We start from the raw sequence: 25,639 nt of genomic DNA on the forward strand, positions 1-25,639 counted from the left end.
CTGCTGTTGGATTTCCTTCAATCGCTCCATTTGATTTTCCAGCTTCTTTCATTTCATCTTGAAGACTTGTTGTTCCCGATTCTTCCCCATTCGCTCCCCCTGGGTTTTCGTTCCCTCCTTTTTGCATGTCTTCTTGAATAGATGACGTACCACCATTCTTTTTATCTTTTTCCTTATTTAAGTTACCTTTTTCTTTTTCTTTTTTTGCTAAATCATTACCATTTGCTTTTTTCTGATCCGCTTTTTTCATTTGATCTTGCAAGGACTCTTTATTTTCAGACTCATTCCCTTTTTTCAAACCGCTTATAAGCCCTGCCACGCCACCTGTTGCCATCGCTGCCGCACTTGCTGTTTTAGCTGCTGCAACACCCGTTCCTTCTGCTGCACCTTTCGCTCCTTTTCCAATCATATTTCCGAGACTCTTCATAGGTTTTGAATTTGCAAGACTGTCAATTCCTTTGCCAAGTGCGAAACCACCTACTAACATACCCCAACTGCTCTTTAATCCAATATCTATACCGAATAACCTTTCTACGGCTGCTGGACCATCTAGTACAGCCATACTAAATGCGGCTAATGCAATCAGATACGGTACACCATTTAATTTGTCATGGAGAAAAGCTGTTCCTATTAGGTATAGCTTCAAAGATAGGAATATCATAATCGTTGCTATAAATATATTGAGGATATTAGATAATACAGCTTTTAACTTTTGACCATTCGCAACATCAGCTGGTGCTAATATATTTGCTAACAAGTAGTTAAAAGACAATTCATAAAATAATCTAGCTAATTTAATACTTACCAATAACAAAGTTAATCCTGTTATCAGTAAAGTAAAGAATATATTCCAGAAATTCCAATGCCAGCGATAATACTTTTCTGGGAAGAAATCAAACCATCCATCTTTTAATTCAGCTAAAGATGCAACTCCCATCCCATCCATTACTCTTTTATTTTTTAAAATTTCCTGTCCATCATCTGATAACTTTTTATCCTTTGCAAATTCAAAATCTTTATCTATTTTTTCAGTAATATCTATCTGCCTGATGTTTTTTTCTGGAATATGATTCTTCGGATTCATGTCTTCTTTCTTTTTCCATTTATTTTCATCTATTACTGCAATATCCGTTATGTTCTTCTTAATAATTTCATCACTCAAAGAGCCTTTTTGTTCTGATTTTACAACCGCTATGGCATCATCGGTGAACTTATCGACCTTTGTCATACCTGTACTTAATAAACAAAGTACACTCAATGTTATGAAAATATTGATGATAATTTGAGAACGATTCATTTGTTTGTTCATAATAAACATGTAGCCAATATATAAAAACGAAATGGCTAAAAGAACGACAAACAATGGATATAACATATCAACAAAATTTTGTATTTCCGGTGAATTAAAGAATCCTTTAATCCCCAGAATTGCATCTGTCACACCTTCTAAAGCATCTACAACTAAAGATAAGCCTACAATTAGGAACCATCCTAGCCAACGCAATACATAATTCACGATGTCTCCTACTTGAAGATAATCCGAGAACGATTCTAAAACCTTTAAAATCTCTTCATCTTTCACCATTTATCCTCCTCTCTTGTTTACTACTGGCCTAATACTTCCTTTGCTGTCCAATTCACCCTTTCATTCAGTCTATCAATACGAATAATCAATTTCCCTTTTTGTTCCCGATCTACTGAGAGGAAAAGAACCGCATCTTCTAGACCAAGAATAATCTCATTTTCTTCTGTCACAAATGGCGAGTAGCTATCTAAAATCAATTGCATTTTATCCGTTATTGTCGGTACACCCATTACCTCTTCCCCCTTTATATTTGGATTCAAAAAAGCACTCAATCATTTGAGTGCTTTCTAACTTGTTACTTGTTCTTTTTCTTCTAAATCACGCAAGATTCGATTAATCTTGTTTTCGACTGCTTGATAAACACTTTTGTCGATGTGGTCATTATGAGCTAACATTTGAAATTCACTGTAAAACTCGCCCATTTCTTGATTTTTAACTTCATCTATTGATTTACCTAATTGCGCTATAAAGAACTTATCAACCAGTTTCAAAACTGCTAAATCAGATTCAAAAAATTCATTAACCGTTTTTTCTTTCCAATTTTCAATGGAAAGGGAATCAAACGGGCTATCTTCCTGTTGAAACGCCTCTTCCGGAATCTCTTCATCAATTCCCATCATTGTTGGTTCTTCGACTGGCTGCGGTGTCTCTATTTGGGAAGAAGCTTCTTGTACTTGTTCTTGTACTTGTTCTTGTACTTGTTCTTGTACTTGTTCTGGTTCTGATGTTTTTTTCTCAATTTGTTCTGATTTTCTCTCTCCTAGAAAATCTACAATAAGAGATTTTGGATTTACATCATCATGTAGAGAATCAATATCTATATCTAAAATAGATTTATCTGTATCGAATTCTACTCCTAAGTACTCCCATCTGTATTTTAAGGCTGTTTCCCCCGTATTATAAATCGGGCGAGGTCTGATCCGTTTTCGGTTATTATCCTGACGTTTTATGACACGAATAACAGCACTTTCTCCTTCTTTAAAATTCATAAGTTCATTTGATGTTAACAGTGGTCGTTGATCTAGACTTTCCGTTTTATTTTTATCAGTAGAAAGACCTTTACCGCTTCGGGAAGATAGATTAATCGTCTGATTCCCTAGTTTTTTAGAAACTTTTTCGGCGGTTTCTTGATCGTTAGTTAGAATGTAAATTGTATTCCCACAGTTTCCATCAATCGTATCTGCATCCTCACCATACTTATTTTTCAATTGTGCATATGCCTGGATTACAAGGTTAAAGCGAACATTTCTACCAAGACAAACCGTGATAATATTTGCCATTCCTTCAATACTCGGCATATTTCCAAACTCATCTAAGCAAAAAACTACTTCACGGTGACATTTCCCTCCACGAGCGAGGGATGCACCCTTTGCCAATATAAAATAAAGCTGCCTTACAAAAATAGAAGCAATCACATGATTTGAAGAATCAAAGTCTGGTGTAATCATAAAAATAGCGACTGGTTTATCGAAATAATCCACTGTTATTACTTGTATATCTTCATTTTCTTCTACTACTTTAAATTCTGTATCACCTGTCTTTTCATCTATTTTCATAATAGAAATAGATGTTTTCTTTTTCTTATTTCCTTTTTCATTAAATTGAATGGTATCCTCAACTTTTATTACTTTCTTAAAATCTAATGCAAAACGTCCCGTAATATCTGCCTTGATAGACTCCTTTGATCCATCCGGAAATATAATTTCTATTCGTTTTCTAGGTGTCACTTTTCCTTTTATTGTTTTTCCAAAACCGACACGTTTTAAATCCACACTATTTTTTGCGGTCATTTTAGCGATTTCATCAAATGTAAAAATAGATAAACCGTTCATTGTTTGTGTAAAAATACCACCTCTAGCTTGTCCTTTTGAGAAATTAGAAGTTGCATATTGCATTTTCGCAACACTGTCTGATGGTAAATTCTCAAAATATAAATCTAAAGCATTTTTCGGCGGTTCCTCTGGATCTATAATTATTTCTTTCGAGCCAAGTTCCGATAGCATGTTAGCTACTGCATACATCGTTATTTTTTCTTCTGTTCCTTCTGCAATACATTTATCTGTTATAGCTAAAATCATGGCATTACATAAGCTCATAGCGCAATCTTGCCAAAAAGGATCTTTAACACCTGGTTTATAATACAAAGTGTGAGAGAGTGTTTTACATAGTGCTTGCGCTGTTGAATAATCTCCATCTTTATAAGCATCTTTGACAAGCTGCAATAAGTTATAACTCATAGAATCAAGTGGAGTTAATAGGTTCAAAACTTCAATGTGATAGCCTCGTTCTTCCAGAGTTTCTTTCGATGCGCTGAACAATTCCCCCTTTGGATCGTTAAAAATTAAAGATGGCTTATGTTCCGCTCTAGAATAGACATCAATTGTAGGAAATACAAAGGTTTCTCCTTTACCAGAGCGAGTTGTACCAATGATTAAATTGTTTACCGGGCTATCATCAATAAATACCTTGTCACCTAATCGGGAGATAACAACACCACCGCCACCTTTAAATGTTTCCTCTCGATCTGGTACAGCTCGGTACTGCTTTTTAAGCTCTTCAACTGTTGTAAAACGACTAGATCCTTTCTCATGATTATTTAAGTTTTTAAAGGAAGATTTCAATTTGTACACTGTTCTCGCTATAGTTCCAATCACTACAAGGAAAACAAGCAAGTAGTATATTGGATGCTCTGCAATTGGCATCCGAAAAAGAAATCCTACCTCCACATGAAATGGTTTAGGATGTAATAAATCACTAAATGTTGTTTCTATCAGCTCTAAAGATAAGTTGAGTAAAAAATTAGCGATCAAAAACATGCCAACAAACAAAAAAGCACTCAATGGAATGAGTACTTCTTTTTCAGCTAATTTATATTTGATTGATATCTTTTCACTATACATATCAAAGAATCACCTCTGTTCAATCTAGCCACACGTATTACTTTTTTAAGCCAAATCCCGAATCATAATTATATTTTTCATACGCTGTTATCTTATCGAAATCATTTGTTACATCTAAAGATATGATGTATCGAAATTTATTAGTAATCTCGGGATCTGATGGCATGTTTTGAAAACTCGCTATTACTTTTATATTGGAATCCTTCATTTGTTGAAGAAAGTATATAAAATCTTCCTGACATAAATAATTGGTTTCATCTACAATTACGTATTCATATTGTTTAGCTATATTTGTCACATCTTCTGTAATTTTAAAATTCCCATACCCCTCATTCGATTCACAATCCAAGTGTTGTAAAGTCACCTGACCTTCTGTTTGCTTCCCGAATGCTTCGTCCTCGTATTCCCTCAGTGGATCTAACACTAAAACTTTTGATAAACTTAAAGCCATTTTCTTTAATTCCCTCGTTTTCCCTGTTCCCACTCTACCTACCACCATTAAACTTTTATCTAGACTTGAAATTTGCACTAAATTTGCACTATTAACAAACATCTATATGACCCCTTTCAAATTAAAAAGGTACTCTTTTTATGAGTACCTTTTTGGCAATATCAGTTGGCTTTTTCTTTATTTACTCGCTACCATCTTTTCATTTTGTTTCAGAACTGGCTTTTCTTGATTCGTTGTTTTCTCTGGTTCTGTTGGCTTCTCTGGGTTTGTTGGTTTTTCTGGTTCTGTTGGTTTCTCTGGTTCTGTTGGTTTTTCTGGTTCTGTTGGCTTCTCTGGTTCTGTTGGTTTTTCTGGTTCTGTTGGTTTTTCTGGTTCTGTTGGCTTTTCTGGTTCTGTTGGTTTTTTCGGTTCTGTTGTCTTGTTCTGTTGGTTTCTCTGGTTCTGTTGGTTTTTCTGGTTCTGTTGGTTTTTCTGGTTCTGTTGGTTTTTCTGGTTCTGTTGGTTTTCCTGGTTCTGTTGGTTTTTCCGGTTCTGTTGGTTTCTCTGGATTTGTTGGTTTTTCCGGTTCTGTTGGTTTCTCTGGGTTTGTTGGTTTTTCTGGTTCTGTTGGCTTCTCTGGGTTTGTTGGTTTTTCCGGTTCTGTTGGTTTCTCTGGATTTGTTGGTTTTTCCGGCTCTATTGGTGGCTTTGGTTTTTCTGTCTCTGTATTTTCCGTATTACCATTCTCACCCTCCGTTATAATTGGTGGGTTTACAATTGTATCTGGTTTCTTCTCTGGTGGAAGAATATCACCTATACTCGCTACTGAAGAATCAATATTTTGATCACCGAATGCAAAATGATCTCCATTCACGGTGACTTGTGGCTTATTATCCGTAATAGCTGCAATCACATTATCTTTTGTTGTATCTTGAAGTGTTTTATCTGTTGTTTCTTTATCAAAGAGTGCTAGAACACGAGAAGTGGTGTCATCCCCATTTTGAAGATTACTTACAATAGATTTTTCTTTAAAATTAATTTTTGATTTATCCAGCTCTTCGAGTACATAAGCAACTTCATTATCCTTACTTTGAATTGCATTCTCTGTAATTGCTTCAAAATCTTGTTTGTTCAGATCTTCTTTCTTTTCCTCTGGCTTATTCTTATCTACTTTTTTTGTAATAGCTGATTTACTTTTTGATGATTCCTTACTTCCAAACCAACTGCAACCTGTCGTACTTAATATCAATGAACCACCAAGAAAAACAATTCCCATTTTTTTGTACAGATTCTCATAATTTAAAGGCATGTTATTCTCTCCCCCTTAGATGTTCTGTAGATCTTCATCAATTTTTTCAACCTTAGCTTTCTTTTCTTCTTCACTTATCGTAGATTGTTGAATATCTCGTTTCTCTAATTCTTTGACCTCTTTCATTACATTTTTATTTCCTTGCGTTTTAGCAAAGGAATAACAATCTTCATATTTTTTTAGATTTACAAAAGCTTCAACAATGAGTTTTTCACGTCTACCGTCCATATTGACTTTACCCTTAAGCTTAATTACCTCCTCATATTTCTTATTAAGTGCTGCCTTTTCAAAGTCGATTACATCATTTTTGACATCAATTTCATTAATTTTATTCATGTTGTCTATCCCAATAAAATAAGCAACCACACTTTCTGCAAATTTCGGCTCATATTGTAATGCCTTATTTGCCTTTCCGTTTAATAAATAAGTAAATAAAACTGCCTTCTGACTATCTTTATCTAATTCTGTGTAATTGACCTTATCGAAGTATTTAACGGCTTCTCCATACTGCTGAATGGCTGCCTGTTGTAACCCTTTTACTACATATTGTTCCGAGCCAGCATTTGCACTCGAAACTGGCTCGGAAGAGAATAACTTAAAGGCAAATATGGCACCAGCTCCAATTAACACCACGCTTCCTATGACACTCGCAATAATCTTAAATCCTTTTCTATTTTCCTTTCCAGGCCTTACTTGTGGCTCTATTTCATTCGATAGACTATAAGAGGGTTCTTCCTTTCTTATTGGTAATTCTTCTTGATATTCATATTCTTCATGAAAGGGAGAATCATTGATTTCCCTTTCTAACGTTTCTAACAGCTCCTTTTTTTGTTCCTCTTGTTCTGGATCTAATTGCATCACATTCATTTTTTTAGAAATGTGATCAAAAATGTGATCTGCATATCTCGAACCAAGTGATAACGTACCGTTATAAATTTCATTAGAATGACCATCTAACAAATCGAAATCAATATGTTCTTGCCGCCCTGCTTCTCTATAAACTCGTTCTAATCGCTTCGTTAAGATATAAGCTTCATGAAACGAATATTGCTTACCCGACTCAATTTCAGTTCCATTGCTACTCTTAAAAATGACAAACATGGCTTCTCCTTTCTTCCGTTTGATTTATATTTACTTTCATTTCGAATGATCTCAAAATGCATATATTATAAATTTCTCATAGCTCTTTTAATTTTTATAACTCTAATAATTAATAAAGTCTGTATTAATAATAAAATCCAGGGAACAGCATAACTAACAACTATAGACCAGCTTGGAAGAATAAATGTTTTCTCAATCAAATAAACCATAAGTGTAGTGGCAACAATAGATATTGTAAAAAAAAGGATAGACGCATAAATTTTATTTAATTGTTCATTCAAACCTGTCAGTTCTTTTTTCTTCATATATCTTTACCTCCCAAACAAAATTCAAATTCTAATAAAAAAAGGCAACAAAAAAAGCCATACCCTTTGCATAGCTCCCTCATTGCCTTAATTATATTTTTTCACTATTTCATCCAGAAAAACGGGAATAAGATTTGACCAAATTTCACATTGCTATTTACGCTCTCTGCTAAGTATTGGCATCCCATTACAATAACGAGTCCGGCTGCCCCACCAAGAAACCACCAAATACATTTATGTCTTCCTCGTTCACCGCCCCAAATTAATAGATAAGCGCCCCAGCAAAATACAATCGCTGTACTAACCATTGCCCCTCTTTGCATCCATGCAATAAAAGAATTACCTGTATTAATTAGACCATCCATCGCATCACCTAACACTAACATTTGAGATAATGTTTCCAACATTGACATATACATTCACTCCCTTTTCATTTTTAAGTGCTTATACGTTACTAAGCTGACTTGATTCATTCGCCTTGCTATCTTCCTTTACTTCTGTTGATGTTGCTTTATAAGCTTGCAAAGCCTTCATTACTAGATCTTGATTTTCTTCAATGTATTTCTGATGATGTAAATGAAGCCAATGGTTATAATCCTGACCATTGGCTCTTAATAGGTTTGCTACCATATCTTTTTCTTTTTTTAATTCCCTTTGTGTAATCGCCACTGTATCACCACCTTTCAATGATTATGTGATTACTTCTGATATTGCTCTTTGCAATTTTGAACAAAATAGGTAACTTCTTTTTCAAGTTCTGACTCTTTAAATGTGGAAAAATCAATATCTTTTTTCAATTTTCCTTTTTCATAATAAGCAAGGGAATCTCTTCTTTGTGATAATCCCCAATCATAAGGGTTGCTTGAACCTGGTACATCTTCACGCTTTTCATTCAATTCTTGTATCTGAACTTTTTCTTGCTGCGCTGCTTTTTTTATAATATGAAGCCAATTTTCTCTTTTCTTCTTAGTGGAATTTAGCATAACAAAACCTGTTCCATCCTCACTCATAAATTTCTTCATTTCTAACGGACTAAGTTCCATTACTTCCCCTTTTCCCGAACCAAAGACAAATGTTGAACCAATACCAATTGCAATTAATAGTCCAACAATAGCGGAAATGATCCACCCTTTACGACTCATGCATGTTCCTCCCTATGTCATATTTTTATAAGCGATTTTGAAGTGTGATGAGACACATTTTAACTTCAACATCTGTCTTTATTTTATAACATTTATAGGAAAGTGGGATAGAAAATGGAAATATCATTTATGGCTGGAATGACGAACCCTGTATTGGCATGCGTATAGAGGCTAACCCCGACCTAGCTTCTATATGCCCAATACCGCACTACGTATTTTGGCGTGAACGTAGAACCTTATGTATCTACTGTTGTGATGTTCCTCGCTTCTTCAGAATGTCAAAATGGGATATTCCTCACGAGTACTGACACAAACAGGTCTTTGATACACTGCATTTCCCAGTGGTCACAGATGAGTTTTACGATCTTACTCACCCAACGATAATCGTATACCTAACCCCTCTAGTGACCTTTCGAAGGGAGGCACGCATATATATTGAAAGCCGTATATCATCCTTTTACATCAATACTGAAAGGAAAAGATACGCAATATATATCTAAATTGTCAAAGAGCAACTTACTTTGTGCTATGTTCTCAGCACACTTCAAAATCGCTTTTTTTATTTACATTTTTGTTTTACAGCTACTAATTCCGCATGTTTATTTTTTCGTTTAGCAATTAAGTTTTGATGTTCATCTCTAACCGAGCGCACTTGATAATAAATTTGAGCTACCTTTTCGATGCTTCCTGTGCTATTTTCAATTGCGATGGTACCTTTCAGTTCGTATGTTTTTCCATCAAAAGTTTTAACACTATGAGCTTGTGATGCGGCAATATCATAAAACGTGAGTCTTTTTTCTTTTCCCATATGAACGCCTCCTATTTTTGATAAAGAAGGGAGAAAAACGCTTCTCCCTTGTCTAGTTTTCTAGCCATCTAGATAGGATGAAATAGTGAACGAGTGCTTTAGATCATGCTAGGATTGTTGTGTTGTACGAAGTGATAATGCGTTGTGCTGCCTCTTTTCCGTATATGTGCTGTAATGCGGATTGAGATTCAACTACGATTGAATGCCGAATGTGGTATGTTGCGCTTTCTTTTAAAAACTGCTCCATATGAGGGATTGGGTACAAATCATATTGATGAAATACCAGGTGAATCGGTCTTATATTCTTGCATTCTGTTAGATATTGAAGAAAATTTGATAACGCTTCTCCTCTCTCTTGATACGTACTTGTTTCCGTTTCGATACTGATATACACAACCGATTTTTGCTTTACATCCATTTCAAGCGTTTCATAACCAGTTAGTAAATCATGTTTGATGGTGTGATATCCTTGTTTTCGTTTTTCGTGATGGGTATCTTCATAAAAGATGCCTTTCGGATCAAAAATGAAAACAAACTCATCGGTTGTTTCCTTCACACCTTCTATGACCGATTTATAAGCCCCAAAACGAGCTTTTATGACACCTGCAACCTTTTCCCCTTCATTCAGTTCTTTCAACGCTCTAATCACCTTTGTATACTTCTTAGCTACGCCTAACATGTATTGCACTCCTTCCTATTTCATTATCCGCTTATGACTAGTATTGAAACCAAAAATAATCTCTCTGTTTTTCTAAATTATCATGTTGCTCTTGCTGCTCATCTAAAATTCGTAAAAGTGTATTAATTGTGCATTGCCTCGTTTCTTTTACTGATAAGACTAATACGCTAAATATTTGATAGGCTGGATGATCTTTCTTTAATAGCTCACTTAACTCTAAAAGATAGTTATCATTTTCTTTTGCTTGTTGGACAAATTCCCTAACCTTTTCTAAATCTAGATAGTATAAATCTCCATGTCGTTGATTTAAATACAAGATACTTCCAGCTAATAAGTTTGTAGCGGATTCTATCCAGAAATCATACCGTTCTTTTTGCTTGATTACAGTTTGAGCAATAGAAATAGCTTGCATGAGTTCTTTAGAAAGCCAATCACCTATACGATGTTTCGTACCTTTTCCAGGTTGCCCTAAAAACAATAGATTTTTTTCCTTTTCCGTTTCATATAAATTCTTTATATCCAACGGGTTAATATAACTTTGTTTAACATTACCGATGTAGATTCCTGACATTTCATTTCATCTCCCTCTCGGCTTCTTATATCTTGCTCCCTATCCAAAAAATAACCGTCCAAATGGGAATTACGAGTATACATGCATTCCGATATCCAATAGCAAAGCCTAATGGATTTTCATCTACATTACTAAAATGAGCTTCATATTCTTTCATATCAAGATTGAGCTTTCTTCCGGTTTCTTACTGCAAATACAGCTCCAATTAAGCCAAGTACGACACATGCAAGACCAATCCATTTTATGTATGGATTTTCAGCTTTACCGCCTATTGTTGGAAGATACGTTTCGATTTTCTTTGTTGTTTGTTGTGATTGCTTCATGTGTGGAGTAAAGGGTTGTTCGGTTACTTTTGGTTGTGGTATTCCTAGTTTTTGTGGTTAAAATTTGACTAGCTTCTTTAATTTCACAAGAATGGGTTTCTGCTAAATTAATATTCATCTAATACGATTTTTACATGTACGTTGAAATACTATAAATCAGAAATTTCAGATTTAAAAACTTAAAAAATAACAATAAAATTGTACCTTTTCTACAAGGTTCATTTACAATATAACTGTATAAGTATTTTTGGGGAAAATAGTTTATTTCAACTTTGCCCGAAAGTAAGTTGCAAAAAAAAGTTTCTCAATTGGTTCTTCAAAAAAATCCGCAATACTTTTTGCTCTGCTAAAAATCAAACCTTTCCTGCCTGATTCTACATCGTATAAAGTGCTTGCAGGAATTTTCGAACCTTTTGAAACTTCTATAATTGTATAACCCTTTGACTCACGAATTTCTCTTAGAACTGTCAAATATCTCACCACCTTATTTATAGTTTATTCGTCTTTAAGCCTAAAGTCAACACTGTTTAAGTTAGATTTTATAAAAAATAACATATAAAATGTTAGAAGGAGCTGAAAATCATGTTTGGACAAAGATTAAGAGAATTAAGAAATAAAAAAAACATAAGCGCTACTGCTCTTGGAAAAGCATTAGGGATTGCACAAACAACAATTTCCAATTGGGAAAATTCAGGGGCAGAGCCAAATTATGAAATGCTAGTAAAAATCTCACGCTTTTTTGGTGTTTCAGTTGACTATTTAGTTGGAAATGACAATGATTCTAATAAAAATGAAATAAGTAGATTGGCAAAAGAATTATATGAAGACCTTAATTCAGTATCCGAAGATGAACGTCTAGAAATAGAAAAAGGATTATTAGAATACATAGAATTCCTTGGGTACAAAGTTAAAAAAAATAAAAAATAAATTCCCTCTTTTTTTAATTTGCTCTCTTTCTTAGAATAGGCTTTGAACTTTTATTTTTTTGTATATACGTTTTTAATTTACTATGTAGTCCAACATAATCGCTTGTTTGTGACAACACTGATACCAAGAAATCATAATCAACTTGTTTACATATATTTTTCTTTTTCATTAAATTGGCACTCTCCTATAAGATAGATTTTATTTTATAAATTCCTATTATTTTGCATTAGTGGAACGAAACATTACAAATTATTAAAAAATGTTCCACTCCTTAAATAACAAATGACACTACAATTTTTTGTAGTGTCATCGTTTAACAAGCCTATCACCCAGCGCCGCCACCAGGATCTACCATCATATATTGAATAACTTTAGCAATACTCCCTTGCATTGGGAGCATTGTTAATGCTGTTATTGTAATTAGCAAACAAGTTTTCTTTGTCCAATTTTTCACTTGTACCACCCCTACTTCAATTTTAGTACATTTTTAGGAAGTTCTGCATAGAACAAGTCGTTATTTCTCTCAAATGCTAATAATGCATCTCTCATTAAAATCATATTTTCTCTTGCAAGAGCCTGAATGAATACTTGTAACGGTGTCACGAAACCATTTTCCCTTTTGATTTCTTCAATAAGATTATCTGCTTGTTGATTCATCCCTTTTTTGACATACAAGTATGCAAGTTCTGCCGGGTTTTTTGGTTTCATATCATCTAGATCCCTTTCAAAATGTATGTTAAGAAAATCTAGAGTAGTTTGTATCATTTGTTTTTTCTTGAACATCTTTTTGTTAGTTGGGGCTACCATAAGTTGCAACCCTTTATCCAAGTAGTACTTGGATAATTCATAATCGCTTAATATATATGTCTCACCCATGATACAATATGCTGTTGCTTTGGGTATTAAGGCGACTCTACCTTGTCTAGCTATCATTTTATTACATAATTCCCTTGCCTTTTCTAGCTCGTTATTCCTATGAAAACTTGTCGCAAGCAATTCCATGGTACGTAATTCATAAGAAGAACGTAAAAATGGATTTTTCATTTTTTTAATTTGTGATAATAAATCATTTGTATATTCACTTACTAAATTATAATTTCGATGATCAAAAAACGCGTAAATTAGTGAAAAATCCATTGGGATTTTGCTAATATCATCTGTACTCTTTCTCTGTTCCATTTTCTTTTTCACTGTTTTTAAAAAAGTTTGTGTATTCATGTTCCCAGCATTTCGTAAATGAAGTAATTCATAAGCATTTGCAAATTTACGATTCAGTTTATTGTTAGATTCTTTTTCCTTATCAATTAAATATTGTAATAAATCTAATTCTCCACACATGTCCAAATATTCAAAAGCAATTCTTAAATTCACTTTACGTTTTGCTTCTTCACAATATTTCAGTACTTCCGTTTTTCTAAAATTATAATCATGTGGATATAACATATTCAATATTTCAGTATAAATATAAAAGTCAAACTCTCTTTTCCTAGTAAATGAATCATTTATTTTAGAATGGCTAGTATCAAATATTGCTGCAAGCTGCCTATTGGTAATACCTTTATCATTTAAGTCTTTATGAATTCTATCTAATATCATGGTATACTCTCACATCCCCTTGAAATGCTAATGTATAGGAAGATTTACACATATAGAATATTCTGTAAATACATCTTAACAGAAATCGGTGAAACTTTCGTTCCATTATAAATTTTTCTATATTTCTATATAATTAACTTAATTTTCAGTTAATTAATTGCGCTATTGTTCTAACTTTTAACCTATTCTTAGTTGATATTACAAAAAAATCTGTGTAAAATAGTTACAAATGCATTATAAACTACTTATATTAAAATTCATATAAAAAATAAAACCCCACCGCACGGTTTTTAATTAGTCTAGGTCGGCAAACTTCGAACTAATTAAAAACTCCTCTGGATAGGGTTTTAGATTCACACTACAAATGTATGTGTTTTTCTTTAGTATCATACTTGATATTAAAATTATACCATAAGGTGCATACAATGTGAATATAAAACCCCTGTTTTCCTATTTATTTGTGGTGGGAAATTTAGGAGGTTTTTTCTGTGTTATTGCACAACTTTTTACTTAGTCGGGCGAAAGCCGAACTAAGTCCTCACATCAGTCACCTATCAAAGAAAACCGGGGCTATTAATCAATCAATTAAAAAAGTTACTACTTACATTGACAATATTGTCCTAGAATATGAGGGTGTTACCACTAAAGATTACCTTACCAAAAGAAAATATGAAGCCTTAGAGACTGTTTTATCTTATTTAGTACAAGAAGGCTATAGTCAAGTTAGGCAAGAACACATCAGCAAAAAATCAGGCATTTCAAAACCAGTCATTAACTACGTGTTAACATGGCTGCAAGATCTGGGCGTATGCCAACAAATTAAAGTGCGAAGACATGGTAAAATCGCCCCTTCAATTTACATATTAACCATACATAACAACTATTTAAAAATCATTGAATATTTTAAGATAAAATGGGCTTTAGCAATTGATGTGTGCTCTACTTTCACTAAATTTCTAAGTGAAAAACTTTTCAAGAAAAATTTTGTAGCCAGTCCTGAAAATATAAAGAATGATATACAAGTCTCGTCTAATTCTTTAGATGTTTTCAACATAAATAAACAAGAAAAATCAGATAAGGATTGTGAATTAAAAGAAAAGAATAACAGATTACAAGATTTAGACGACTATCTAAGTGAGGATCAGAGAAAAGCTTATTACTACATTTTAAGCCAAGAACTAAATCATCTTAGTGAAAAAGATGCATACACAATTGCTTTAAGGATGCCACATTATATCGATCGCTATGCTAGATGGGATTTTGAAGAATGTGTGCAATGGTTCCAATACAATGAAGCTCAAAATAGCAATCCTGCACATTTTATAAAAATGTCTGGGCAAAAATCTAAACAAAACTGGGAACGAAGAAATCAAAACGCATTAGAAAAGAAATCACTGCATGGTTTAAATAAAAAAAGAGAATTCGTTTTCTATAATTTTTTAGAAGAGAGTAATTAAATTTTAAAAATCATACTAGTATGTAGCCTTGCTTAAAAAAATCAACCATAGCAAGGCTATTTGTCATATCCTCTTATAAACGGTCATAAACTTGCTGTTTTTCGACACAAGAAACTTCAAAATACAAATCATCTTATAGGATTTTTTTATAAAGTTTCAAGCAATCTACGTATGCAGGTAACCATAATATATTTATAGTTACCTCTTCTTTAACTATCAAATTAAACTTGAAATTTACTAAGTGAAAAAGCTGAATAGCTTGCTAGAGTAAGTTTAAAAGCATGATTATTTTTTCTAATGTTTTTATTGGTTTTACTTTTTAAAACAAGATTTATTTAATATAGAATTCTGGAATTCTTTCTCTTTTGTCTAATTTTAGGGAATCCGATTCAACTTGCAAAATATATAAATGATTATGTAGATGCCTGTAATCATCTTCCCTAAAATCTGATAAAATTCTATTCATTTCAAATGGAATCTATATGCCTCCCCTTCCTCCCCCACTTCTAAAGAATATCACTAGCTATTGAATGCACTTTAAAAAGATCGACCACACTAAAAAATGTAAACTATTAAATATAACCTTGTAACATTATTTTTGTTTAAGATTAAATACCTCTAATACTTTGTTGATTATGTAAAAGTTTAAAACACCTTATAAGTCATTTTGAGGAACAAAAATTTCATTAGAAGTATCCCTATTTCAAATTGAGTATTATTATTTACTAGTAAAACGCTATTTAAACGCATAGCGTTCAATACTCCCTTATTGAATTTTATATATTTCAAATTAAAAGAATATTAACTGGATACTAATTCTATTAATGAAAACTTTGATTCTTGCACATATATCTAGTAAAATTCTTATATTGGAAACAAACTTTTACTAATAAAATTTCAAGTAATTCTTTAGTTATTGTATTGTCTACTAAATATCTTTTTATTTCCTAAGGTGAACGTTATCAAAACGGATAACCTTTATAATTTAATTAACATTAATACTAGATATATAGACTAATCTAGCACACAAGTAGCTACACTGAAAACATTTTAAAGGTAGTAAAGCTTCTTACCGAGTGACCCAATAAAGATTTTTATTATTAGAGGAATGATCCTTCTAATAAAGAAAGAATATCTAACACACAAATAATGGAGGTGTGAAGTTTGGAATATGGATATTTTGCACAAGAAGTAGCAAAGCAACTGGATATAAACACTAATACACTTCGTAGATGGTCAATTGAACTAGAAAAAATGGAGTACATATTTGAAAGAAATGAACGTAACCAACGAATTTATTATGAAAATGATATAGATATTTTAAAACAAATGAAGGAATACCTAAATCAAAACTGGAAATTAGAAGAGGCCGCTACACGAAGCATGGAGACAATCGAAGAAAACGCCCCGAAAACGGATAGTGTTCAGGAAGAAAATGAAACTGAAGTAACACTTCAGAAACGTTCACAAACAGATATTTCAATAATTCAAGATAAGTTTTCCTATATGTTTAACCAGCAAGAAAAAATTGTACAACAAAACCAAGATATTATTAATTTATTATTACAAGAACGCTCAGAAAAGGAAGAAAAAGATTTACAAATCCAGTTACTACAGGAAAAACTGGATAAAGCCATTCAATTGTTAAATGAAGATCGCCAAGACCAACAAGATAACAGTAAAAAAACGTTCATTCAACGTTTGTTCAATCGAAACTAATTGGACGATTTTCTTTTAAACACATTTCCCAAATAAAAAAAGCGGTAATTACCGCTTTTTTTATTTGGGAAATTATCTTCACAATGCTAAATATACGTTATTAAAAAAAATTCCTCTTATGTCTGTCTTTAATACCTATTTAACTTCAAAAGTAAAATGTATATTTACTAATATACATCTAACTAATATTCATCAAAAGTTCATATACTTTTTTACTAAAGTTCATACATATCGCCTAAGTATAATAAAGAGAGGATAACTTAATTTCAATTATAATATTATTAGTTGAAAAAGCCAAAAAACCCTGTTTTTTTCTCAACCTTTTCTTAATTACTTTTCTTAATCCTTTTAATATCAAATAATCCTTTGATATTAAAAGGATTAACGCACCATAAACGCACAGCTCTTAATCCTTTTAATATCAAAGCTATCTTAATCCTTTGATATTAAAAGGATTAACGCACCATAAACGCCTAGCGTTCACGATCAATTTTAGTTTTTAAATACTTCAATTTTATATAGTTATTCCTCAACTCAAATTTAAATTTAATTTTGTATAAATTTTAGAGTATTACTTTCAATTTTATTGCGTTTAAGGTAATTCCACCATTTCAACAATTACAAGTATTTATATATTTCTTTGGCCTTACCTATGAATCCCAAAGATCCTCGGTATTAATTAATATCAATGTATTGATCATTATTTTCAAAATCATCAAAATTCCATTGATTTTTTGGGAAGCTTGGTTAGACGCTGTAATGCCCTATCTTTTTAATATTTTCATATTATAGAACTTAAGTGAGAATGCCTTAACCCCATAAAACAATGGGTTTAACGGATTATGAACGCTAAGCGTTCACGTTTATTAGAACGTTAATTTACCACTTCACAAGCGTTCATTCTGTATTCATTTTAATCTTGTTGTAATGAAATTATATATTGAATACTTAAATTGCGCTTCTTTATTACAAATATAAAATGATAGCTTATTTGAAATGAAACTACAAATTTAAAATAACGCGCCCCTAAATTTCACAAACAAAGCTTTCTTGATCCTCAACTTTCAGCTTTATCAGCAAATCTTTTATCATTATCTCTAAGCAAGCTTAGTACAAGTTGCATTCTTCTAAATAAATGAACCCTCATAAACGTTGATATGAAAGGGATAGTCGCTACAAAAACGGATAGCGTTTACGTATTCTTAAACACTAAAATAACACTTTGATAACGTTTATGCCTTAGGGGATCTAGTTACATTCTCTAAAACATCACATCCTCTTGAAAGTATTAAACTTTCAGATCCAACTAACTACTTTATTAACTAAAAAATGAATTCTAACTTAAATAATTGGGTTGGTTCATATACAAATTACTCGCTCTAATTAATGCTTTCATTATTACTTTTGAACACTATAACTTAAGCGGTCTATCAGTTATTACACTAAATCTAGAGGGTCATACCGAATGTTATTATGTAAACTGCGAACTCACATTATATACATGGATCAGAGAAAGCAAAACATCCTAAATTAATATATTTAATGGCTTACATGTTCTTCTAAAATATTGAGAGATTATAGGGATGAGGGACTAATATCAGTTAATAAAATAGAAGAATATTGGCATATGTACGCGAGAGAAAATGAGTTAAACATAAGTGTTCCAGATGCATGGGTGTTTGGAGATGGTTCCAAGGAAATGAGAGATGAATTAAGAAGTTTAGTTGTTAAAGGAACCCAAACGGGAACATACGTTGCATATTGTGTTTACGGGCTTGAAGGAGAAGAAATTCAAAAGTTTGGTCAGTACGATATTGTATTGGCTGGAGACAATACTCGATTAGCAATTATAAAATATACAGAGATTGATTTTTTAAAAATGAATGAAGTAACAAGTGATTTTTCCAGATCTGAGTATAGTGAGCGTTTTGAATTTTCCACTTGGGAATTAAGCCCGTATGGACTTACTTTTGCTCCAGACTTATTGCTAATTTATCAAACGTTTAGGGTAATGGATGTGTATAGAGATAGAGTATAAATTGAAATCCAAACATGCTTTATTCTAGCTATACATATACAAGAAACAGGCTGTAAAAATCCGATTTTATAGCCTGTTTTAAAACAACTTTATCATTCGTTAACAAAAACCTTATAAACACTGTTATTAAAGGGGTAAACGCCATGTTAACGCATAGCGTTTATTTATTATTAAACACCAGATTAACACTTCGATAACGTTTGTCTGTTAGCAGATTTAAATACATCCTCAAAAACTTCAAATTCTCTTAAGAAGATTATAATTTAAACTATTAATTCTAACTTTAATTCCTAAGAATATCTTAAAGGAATTCATTCAACGCATATAGAAAACTTCTCCAAGGTTTATATAAACGCCTTACAAAACATACAATTAACTAAACAGACAATTAGTCTAGCAAACAAACTGAACTTAGTTCTAATAAACACAAATCAAACATAATATAAATATCTAATTTATATTTATATTATATAAAAACCTAATTAATCAACCCTGAAATTTAAATTAATTCGATTAAATATCGATTTTATATTTAAATTATATCTAAAAGATATTTAATTAAGGTTAATTCCTTTCAAAACCTTGTAATCACTCTAACTTTAAGGTATAATATATTTATTAAATATAAATAAAAAATAAATTTTATAGAGGTGATGTATAATGAAGAATTTAAAAGGGAAAACTCTTCATATAGACATTGAAGGCGATATTGGGAACGATTCTTTTAAAGGTTACATTAATGGTGAATACATAAAAATGAAAAACGTATATCAAAGCGTTTACTCAATGCCAAATGTGACAGAAACAAGCACTCAAAAAAATGTGATTAATCTAGTAGACAATATGTTTGTAAATATTGCTAGTAAATCAATTAGAAGATCTGGTATGTACTTTATTGGTAATCGAGCGATGCTAACAGGGAAGAACCCAAAAAACATGAACATTAAAGTAGGTCAAAAATATAACGATGATTTGCCGTTAATTAATATGCTAGGTCTAATTGCAAATAAATCCGTTCAGCTTGAGTGGGAAAGAACTGAACAACTACCACAATCAATTAATGTGACTGTTGATCTTATTTCAGCTATTCCAGCAAGCCAATGGACACCAGTAAATGCAAAACACCTAGAGCAACGTTTTACTAATTCAAATCATGTTGTAGTTGTTTATGTAGGGGAAGAACAAGTAACAGTCAGCTTAACATTTAACAGTGCAAACATTACCCAGGAAGGCGTTCCTCCTTTATATGCAATCCTTGAAGGCGAAGAAGATATGTTTAGTGACTTTATTAAACTATATAAAGACAAACTTGAGGTAGAGACAGTTAAAAAATCATTCTTTAAGAACAAAAAAATCTTACATAGCGACATTGGAGATGGAACAACTGAGTATATATACACAGTTGGTGTAAATCCAGTCATTGATGCTTGTAGTGGAGAAAGACGTGGAGTTGGGCATGCTACAGAAGAAGCTGTTAAGCTATTAAACCAAGAACGTGGAACAAACATTAAACGCCAACAATTCTCACAAATCCTTCAAGATCCAGATCATAAATACTATGAAGAAGCAACTGGGTACTTTAATATTACAAAAGTAGAACAAGCTGAACTTATCTTAGAAGATACAAGTGAAAAGTATGTAAGTAATACAGCTAGTGAAGCTGAAATTTTATGTGTATACGGTGGGGGAAGTGTTACTTTTAAAGATGAGTTATATAATCAACTATTAGAGTATTGTGAGCAAGTTGGTATGTACTTATTATGGATACCAGAAAAATATGCTGTAGATATGAATGCTAGAGGGATGCAAGTAATCAAGAATATTCTTACTCGAAAAAAGGTGAGATAATATGGCTGACAAGAAAAGAGAATCTTTCTTTTGGAATCTCAAAAAAATTGAGAATGAGGAGTTCTTTAAATGGTTTGAATCTCAAGGAAATATAGCAGATTCATTATATAAACTTGTCTGTTACTTTATTGATAAACATGGTTTACAAGATGTTGGTGATTATAAGATTCAACAACAAATGCAAAGAGAGATCTTACTTCAAGATAAAGATTTTTTAAATGAGGTTAAACGGGTCCTATTGAATGATTCAAAACTCATTATCAAAAATGATGATCAAAACATCCATAATGAGATTAAATCTCCTAATGAAGTAATTGGAACTTCTGAAGAGAAGCCCGATAATGAAGATGAAAAAAAAGAAAACGTTTCTAAATCTGAAACAAATGTTTTGAATGATGAATATGATGATCTTGATACGGCAAGTTTATTTGGTAATTAGCGCTGTCAACATAACAAAAAGAGTCCTGATTAATAAGGACTCTTTTTTGAACTTTTACAAAAGTAAACTTTTAAACACCTAATTAAAATTCTATTATCTATTTTACCACTTGGACAGATACTGGCTTCCAACCCTGATTCTCTACCCAATCAATATCAACCTTATATTTTTTATTACTTTGCTTATCTCGTATATTACCGTAAGCTTTATTATTACCATTATTCCCAATAAAATCGAAAATCAATTGACTCTCTGGAACATCAACAGCATAAGAAATTGCTTCTTTCATCTCACTCCAATCTACTGTTCCTTCTTTAAATTTCATTTCAGGTTTTGCACCTTGCTTTGTACCAATTGGCTTCCAAGAAGGATTAGTTTGAGAACCCTTTTCTTGAGATACCGATTTTTCTGCTTTTTGTTTCTCTTCTAACAGTGCTGCTTCTTTCTCTTCACGTTTCTTCTCTTCCAACAGTGCTACTTCTTTCTCCTCACGTTCCTTCTCTTCTAACTGCGCTGCTTCTTTCTCTTTACGTTTCTTCTCTTCTAACTGCGCTGCTTCTTTCTCTTTACGTTTCTTCTCTTCTAACTGCGCTGCTTCTTTCTCTTTACGTTTCTTCTCTTCTAACTGCGCTGCTTTCTTTTCTTGAGCAATTGCTTTCTTTGATGTATCAGAAGGGGAAAACAACTGGTATGTCACTATACCAACTGTCACTAATACCAAAGTAAATGCAATATTAAAAATCACCTTTTTACGACGATTTTGTTGTTTTTCTTGAAACCTGCTTACTTGTCCCATTTTTTAAACCTCCGAGTTTATTTTCTCTTCTAATCTTTATGCATTATCCTTATAATTCTTAATATTTTTATTAAACGATGGAAATTAATTACAATCCCCATACAAGATTTCATATCATAATAAAATTTGTGTTTTTTCAAGCATCTGACATATGTTATTCAAAAATATTTTAATACATTAAAAATTGATAAGCGCTTGTACGTAAGAAACCTTAAATTTTACTCAAAGGTGATTCCAATTACGTCCACATTAGATTTCCTGTAGAAATCTTTTTAACAATTAAGCCCCGTCTTCCCTTATTTATGATTTTCAAATTAAACTGCCCTCTATGGTATAATAAAGATGTGTTGTTTTCTAATGGGGTATGTCGTAAAATCAAAAGGGATTTTATCTCTTTTACCTTTTTTTCAGAGTAACTTTCACCACTAGGAAACTCTATTATTCCTAATGTAATCTTTAATTCACTTTCATCAAAAATCCAATCCTTATTAAGTTCCCTTATCTTTTGTATAAAACTTCTTTTGGTTTTTCCTATATAGATCAATGTTTCTTTCTTATCATATACTCTAGAGATTGCAAATATTCCCTTCTTAAAAGCTTCTTCTCTATTATAAAAATCATTTAAACTATACAATCCATACCATTTAATATGTACTATTTCTATTAACCTCACCTCATTTTTAGATAATATTATAATTTCTGAATGTTCAAATTATTATGGATACATAGCCTTGATTACTTGAATTATAAATAGTGCTTTTCAATAATACATTTTATTAATGAATATGTACACATCTTCATGCATTTTCTATCATTTGTTTCGTCAAGTACGACTCATCATTCTCTTCGTTAATTTTATCGTTCTGTGGGGGGAGAAGCCGTGTACAGGGGAGATAGCAACTCAGCCGGATGAGTGGGTTGCACACAAAAGATTACCCAAAATTCATCGATGTTAATCCCAACCATGAAAATACTATAGGTTGTCCAGGCTGCAAGAAATCCGTACTATTAGTGAGGCATCCCGGCCTAGCCAAGCTGGTGGACTACGATTTTTAAGAATCCTTCATGGAGAAAGGTTTCATTTGATGCACTTGCCTCCGCCTTCGTCTATATTCAGCCACACTTTCTTAGTTTTGTAACGTTTGACGAGGTCGATTGTGGTGCCAGTTGTGTAAAAAGAAAAAGTCATTAAGCTTATGTTACGAAAATCCATTGTCAAACCGGGGCCAAGACTGAAAGACCATACGAATTTCGTATCAACCTTAGGGACTCAGAAGTCGCCTTCTAAATAATTAGCAGTTACGCTGGTGTTTGTAGGAATCTCACACTTTAAGCGTAGCAAAGTGGGGGAGTTCAATTGGTAATTAGTATGTAAATACTCTAAAAAAAGAGTCCTAGAAATAGGACTCTTTTTTTAGGCTTAATTTTCAACTTACATCTTATCAATGATTAACTGTCGTTTATACCATTGATTTAATTTGCTTCTCGCCGTACTAGAGAGACGTTTTGTTTTTTTATTATAAAATCTAGAAAGAGTAGGCTGCGATATACCTATCTCTATTGAAAGTTCTCGCATAGTTATATTGTTTTTCATATGCACAAACTCTATTTTCTCTCTAATTACTTGTTCATTTTCAGTTGTATCTAATGGTTTTTCTACAATTTTTATTGGCTGATTTTCCTCATGTATTGTATCAATTGTTTTCTTTTTTGCTAAGTTTTCCATTGAACTAATTAGTTCTTTGGGCGGCAATATTACTATTCCTAACTGTGAATAATAGTTTTTAAACCAATTCTTTTTTGTTAGTTTGTCTTCTTCTAAACCATTATCATATTCCCAATGAGAAATTACCTCTTCTTTTTCTAAATCCATAAGAACATTTTCTAATTGTTCGCGAATACGATTCGGTTTTTGTTTCTGGTTTATCCCCATAACTGCTAACAAACCTTTATCTCCACCTATAGAATAAGGTCTTTGTAAACTAGAAAACATTTGACGTATTCTCCATTGCCATGTCAAATATCGAATTAACCTTTTATGATATTTATGTCTATAACTATTATATTCAAGTGCCTTTTTTGATAATAATGCGGTAGTACTATTAGATCCATATAAATATCCAGATAAGAAACTTCCCGGTTTGATTCGGCACGATTCTATTCCCATGTATTCGTTTGTGTTTTTATCTCTCCATAGAACTACAGAATCTAATACGAATAGTCTTTTAATTACCTCACGTTTTACTTCATAATGCTTACCTGTTTCAGCACGATCATTTAATACGACTACTTCATTGTCATCATTTAGATATATAAAAATACTTGCTAGGGCCGCAATCCGCTTCGCTACTTTAATTTTATCTTCTACCCTATAGTATTCAACACCATTTGCCTTAGCCTTTGAAATACTGCACATCTCTAAAACTTGTTCATATGAAAAATCAATAAATTCATCGGGCGATTTTGCTTCATTCAACCATTGAATCGTGATGGTATCTAAACAATCTGCAGTTAGATCATCCATATTACTCATTACACCGTCTACTAATGTATTCCATCTTGCTGCCTCATCAATATTTGTTAATTTTAGATCTTCATCTTTATGAGAGGAAAGCTGTGCCACTCCATTACTATCCTTTGTTTCAATTGGATATGATTTTAACAGTGTATTTTCATCTTCTTCAAATTGATTTTTAGCTATTCCATCCCTTAACTTATAATATACTGCGGAGTTATTTACTTCTAAATAATTTTCATTCAATGTGCTTGCATTTGATTCACTTGTTGCTGTATGCACTTTATTACTAACTGTCTGATTTTTACGAAACTCTTGTTCAATAAAGACACCTATTGTCTCATCAATGATTAATCTATATTCATCGATATTTCTATATATATCTAGAGGAGAAACACCTTTTCTTTGTTGTTGCTCTAGCCACTGTACGAGCATTGAAAATGATGGAGAAAGGTATTCTGAAGTCACAATTTTACTTTTATCTGCTTCAACCTCAACATAATAGGACACCCATTTTTGCCACAATTGCTCATCTTGTTTATACAATTGTTCTGTTATTGATAGTGCATCTCTAAACAATTGTAGAACGTCTTCCATATAAATTCTGCTCCTTATATACATTTAGTTATTCTTAATCTGAACTTGAAAATAATTAGCTATATGATGTTCCTTTTTATAAAAACTAGAAATGAAGTCAGAACATTCCCACTCCTATTTCGTTGTTAACATGTTAAAAGCTCTAGTTTGCAAACTTATAGCCCGCTCTGTAACTGATTATACAAGACTCCATCGATTTGTAAAATCCAAAGTGACAGATCAGTGCACCTTTTTTATAAAAAGATAATCTTTTTATAAACGGTTAAACTTTATTTCAACTTCACAAAAAGATGGCTTCCGTTTTTCTTTAAAAATTATTTGTGACAAAAATATAGAAAAAGAAAAAGCAGCTAAAGCTGCTATGGAATAAAAGAAAAAAGAAAAAAATTAGATACGAACAAATCGCTTTCTTTTATAAGGAAGAACAAAGAAAGAGTGGAAAGCAATACACAAACAGGTAAATCACATGAAGTAAACTGATAAATAGATTGAAAATTCTGATATTTTAATCGCTAAGGGTTTTTGTTTACTCTTTCTTTGTTGAAATGAGTTTA

The 25,639-nt window shown here is 32.2% G+C and carries 25 protein-coding genes and 1 pseudogene; 6 read left to right on the plus strand and 20 right to left on the minus strand.

What is annotated here, in order from left to right; translation table 11 throughout:
* The 15 genes and pseudogenes from DM800_RS22370 to DM800_RS22440 all read right to left on the minus strand — a co-directional run.
* The coding region (locus DM800_RS22370; protein ID WP_370512875.1) for a pLS20_p028 family conjugation system transmembrane protein at window positions 1–1,582 on the minus strand (1,582 nt) is incomplete at its 3' end.
* 23 nt (window positions 1,583–1,605) lie between these two features.
* Window positions 1,606–1,815 carry a hypothetical protein gene (locus DM800_RS22375; protein ID WP_048567227.1) on the minus strand — a complete coding sequence of 70 codons (210 nt, stop codon included), beginning with the start codon at window positions 1,813–1,815 and terminating at the stop codon, window positions 1,606–1,608.
* Between the two features lie 57 nt (window positions 1,816–1,872).
* The gene (locus tag DM800_RS22380) at window positions 1,873–4,485 is read right to left on the minus strand and encodes a VirD4-like conjugal transfer protein, CD1115 family (protein WP_147787604.1); all 2,613 of its coding nucleotides are present in this window, start codon (window positions 4,483–4,485) and stop codon (window positions 1,873–1,875) included.
* A 37-nt stretch (window positions 4,486–4,522) separates the two neighbouring features.
* Window positions 4,523–5,038, minus strand: a complete 516-nt coding sequence (locus DM800_RS22385) for a hypothetical protein (RefSeq protein WP_147787605.1) — start codon at window positions 5,036–5,038, stop codon at window positions 4,523–4,525.
* 97 nt (window positions 5,039–5,135) lie between these two features.
* Window positions 5,136–6,224: a hypothetical protein gene (locus DM800_RS29470; protein WP_255447035.1), complete on the minus strand. Its 1,089-nt coding sequence runs from the start codon at window positions 6,222–6,224 to the stop codon at window positions 5,136–5,138.
* Between the two features lie 15 nt (window positions 6,225–6,239).
* On the minus strand, window positions 6,240–7,325 hold the full coding sequence (locus DM800_RS22395) for a hypothetical protein (protein WP_147787607.1): 1,086 nt from the start codon (window positions 7,323–7,325) through the stop codon (window positions 6,240–6,242).
* 65 nt (window positions 7,326–7,390) lie between these two features.
* Window positions 7,391–7,630: a hypothetical protein gene (locus DM800_RS22400; protein WP_147787608.1), complete on the minus strand. Its 240-nt coding sequence runs from the start codon at window positions 7,628–7,630 to the stop codon at window positions 7,391–7,393.
* 104 nt (window positions 7,631–7,734) lie between these two features.
* Window positions 7,735–8,043: a hypothetical protein gene (locus tag DM800_RS22405; protein ID WP_000062187.1), complete on the minus strand. Its 309-nt coding sequence runs from the start codon at window positions 8,041–8,043 to the stop codon at window positions 7,735–7,737.
* Between the two features lie 31 nt (window positions 8,044–8,074).
* Window positions 8,075–8,299: a hypothetical protein gene (locus tag DM800_RS22410; protein ID WP_001018798.1), complete on the minus strand. Its 225-nt coding sequence runs from the start codon at window positions 8,297–8,299 to the stop codon at window positions 8,075–8,077.
* A gap of 29 nt (window positions 8,300–8,328) precedes the next feature.
* A complete protein-coding gene (locus DM800_RS22415) occupies window positions 8,329–8,772 on the minus strand; it encodes a hypothetical protein (RefSeq protein WP_071743584.1) in 444 nt (147 codons plus the stop codon).
* A gap of 559 nt (window positions 8,773–9,331) precedes the next feature.
* Window positions 9,332–9,580, minus strand: coding sequence for a hypothetical protein (locus DM800_RS22420; RefSeq protein WP_000514061.1), 249 nt, complete (start codon window positions 9,578–9,580; stop codon window positions 9,332–9,334).
* Window positions 9,581–9,683: 103 nt separating this feature from the next.
* Complete coding sequence (locus tag DM800_RS22425) at window positions 9,684–10,259, minus strand: TraM recognition domain-containing protein (protein ID WP_147787609.1); 576 nt, start codon at window positions 10,257–10,259, stop codon at window positions 9,684–9,686.
* A 37-nt stretch (window positions 10,260–10,296) separates the two neighbouring features.
* Window positions 10,297–10,830 carry a type IV secretory system conjugative DNA transfer family protein gene (locus DM800_RS22430; protein WP_147787610.1) on the minus strand — a complete coding sequence of 178 codons (534 nt, stop codon included), beginning with the start codon at window positions 10,828–10,830 and terminating at the stop codon, window positions 10,297–10,299.
* Window positions 10,831–10,988: 158 nt separating this feature from the next.
* A pseudogene (locus tag DM800_RS22435) lies at window positions 10,989–11,210 on the minus strand (SpaA isopeptide-forming pilin-related protein); the annotation flags it as partial.
* A 204-nt stretch (window positions 11,211–11,414) separates the two neighbouring features.
* Window positions 11,415–11,624 (minus strand): helix-turn-helix domain-containing protein, encoded by a 210-nt coding sequence (locus DM800_RS22440; RefSeq protein ID WP_000217389.1) that lies wholly within the window; start codon window positions 11,622–11,624, stop codon window positions 11,415–11,417.
* 111 nt (window positions 11,625–11,735) lie between these two features.
* On the opposite strand from DM800_RS22440, the gene DM800_RS22445 reads away from it, so the two are divergent.
* On the plus strand, window positions 11,736–12,080 hold the full coding sequence (locus DM800_RS22445; RefSeq protein WP_137050769.1) for a helix-turn-helix domain-containing protein: 345 nt from the start codon (window positions 11,736–11,738) through the stop codon (window positions 12,078–12,080).
* Window positions 12,081–12,405: 325 nt separating this feature from the next.
* Here the strand turns inward: DM800_RS22445 and DM800_RS29725 are convergent, their stop codons facing one another.
* Window positions 12,406–12,534 carry a hypothetical protein gene (locus DM800_RS29725; RefSeq protein WP_255447036.1) on the minus strand — a complete coding sequence of 43 codons (129 nt, stop codon included), beginning with the start codon at window positions 12,532–12,534 and terminating at the stop codon, window positions 12,406–12,408.
* 11 nt (window positions 12,535–12,545) lie between these two features.
* Window positions 12,546–13,676, minus strand: coding sequence for an AimR family lysis-lysogeny pheromone receptor (locus DM800_RS22450; RefSeq protein WP_137050770.1), 1,131 nt, complete (start codon window positions 13,674–13,676; stop codon window positions 12,546–12,548).
* A 488-nt stretch (window positions 13,677–14,164) separates the two neighbouring features.
* Between DM800_RS22450 and DM800_RS22455 the strand changes: the two genes are divergently transcribed.
* From DM800_RS22455 to DM800_RS22475, 5 genes are all read left to right on the plus strand, one after another.
* Window positions 14,165–15,133 carry a Replicase RepFR55 gene (locus DM800_RS22455; protein ID WP_147787611.1) on the plus strand — a complete coding sequence of 323 codons (969 nt, stop codon included), beginning with the start codon at window positions 14,165–14,167 and terminating at the stop codon, window positions 15,131–15,133.
* Window positions 15,134–16,297: 1,164 nt separating this feature from the next.
* Window positions 16,298–16,852, plus strand: a complete 555-nt coding sequence (locus tag DM800_RS22460) for a MerR family transcriptional regulator (protein WP_137050772.1) — start codon at window positions 16,298–16,300, stop codon at window positions 16,850–16,852.
* Window positions 16,853–18,446: 1,594 nt separating this feature from the next.
* Window positions 18,447–18,890 (plus strand): ASCH domain-containing protein, encoded by a 444-nt coding sequence (locus DM800_RS22465; protein ID WP_179955708.1) that lies wholly within the window; start codon window positions 18,447–18,449, stop codon window positions 18,888–18,890.
* A 660-nt stretch (window positions 18,891–19,550) separates the two neighbouring features.
* Window positions 19,551–20,738, plus strand: coding sequence for a ParM/StbA family protein (locus DM800_RS22470; RefSeq protein WP_147787612.1), 1,188 nt, complete (start codon window positions 19,551–19,553; stop codon window positions 20,736–20,738).
* Window position 20,739: 1 nt separating this feature from the next.
* A complete protein-coding gene (locus DM800_RS22475) occupies window positions 20,740–21,177 on the plus strand; it encodes a hypothetical protein (RefSeq protein WP_048567213.1) in 438 nt (145 codons plus the stop codon).
* 97 nt (window positions 21,178–21,274) lie between these two features.
* On the opposite strand, the gene DM800_RS22480 is transcribed toward DM800_RS22475, so the two are convergent.
* The 3 genes from DM800_RS22480 to DM800_RS22495 all read right to left on the minus strand — a co-directional run bounded on the left by DM800_RS22480 (window position 21,275) and on the right by DM800_RS22495 (window position 25,085).
* Window positions 21,275–21,973: a YrrS family protein gene (locus tag DM800_RS22480; RefSeq protein WP_147787613.1), complete on the minus strand. Its 699-nt coding sequence runs from the start codon at window positions 21,971–21,973 to the stop codon at window positions 21,275–21,277.
* Window positions 21,974–22,211: 238 nt separating this feature from the next.
* Window positions 22,212–22,646, minus strand: coding sequence for a hypothetical protein (locus DM800_RS22485; RefSeq protein WP_046958495.1), 435 nt, complete (start codon window positions 22,644–22,646; stop codon window positions 22,212–22,214).
* 759 nt (window positions 22,647–23,405) lie between these two features.
* On the minus strand, window positions 23,406–25,085 hold the full coding sequence (locus tag DM800_RS22495) for a helix-turn-helix domain-containing protein (RefSeq protein WP_046958496.1): 1,680 nt from the start codon (window positions 25,083–25,085) through the stop codon (window positions 23,406–23,408).
* Between the last annotated feature and the right edge of the window lie 554 nt (window positions 25,086–25,639).

It is taken from the genome of Bacillus sp. AY18-3 (assembly GCF_008042305.1).
Taxonomy (GTDB): domain Bacteria; phylum Bacillota; class Bacilli; order Bacillales; family Bacillaceae_G; genus Bacillus_A; species Bacillus_A wiedmannii.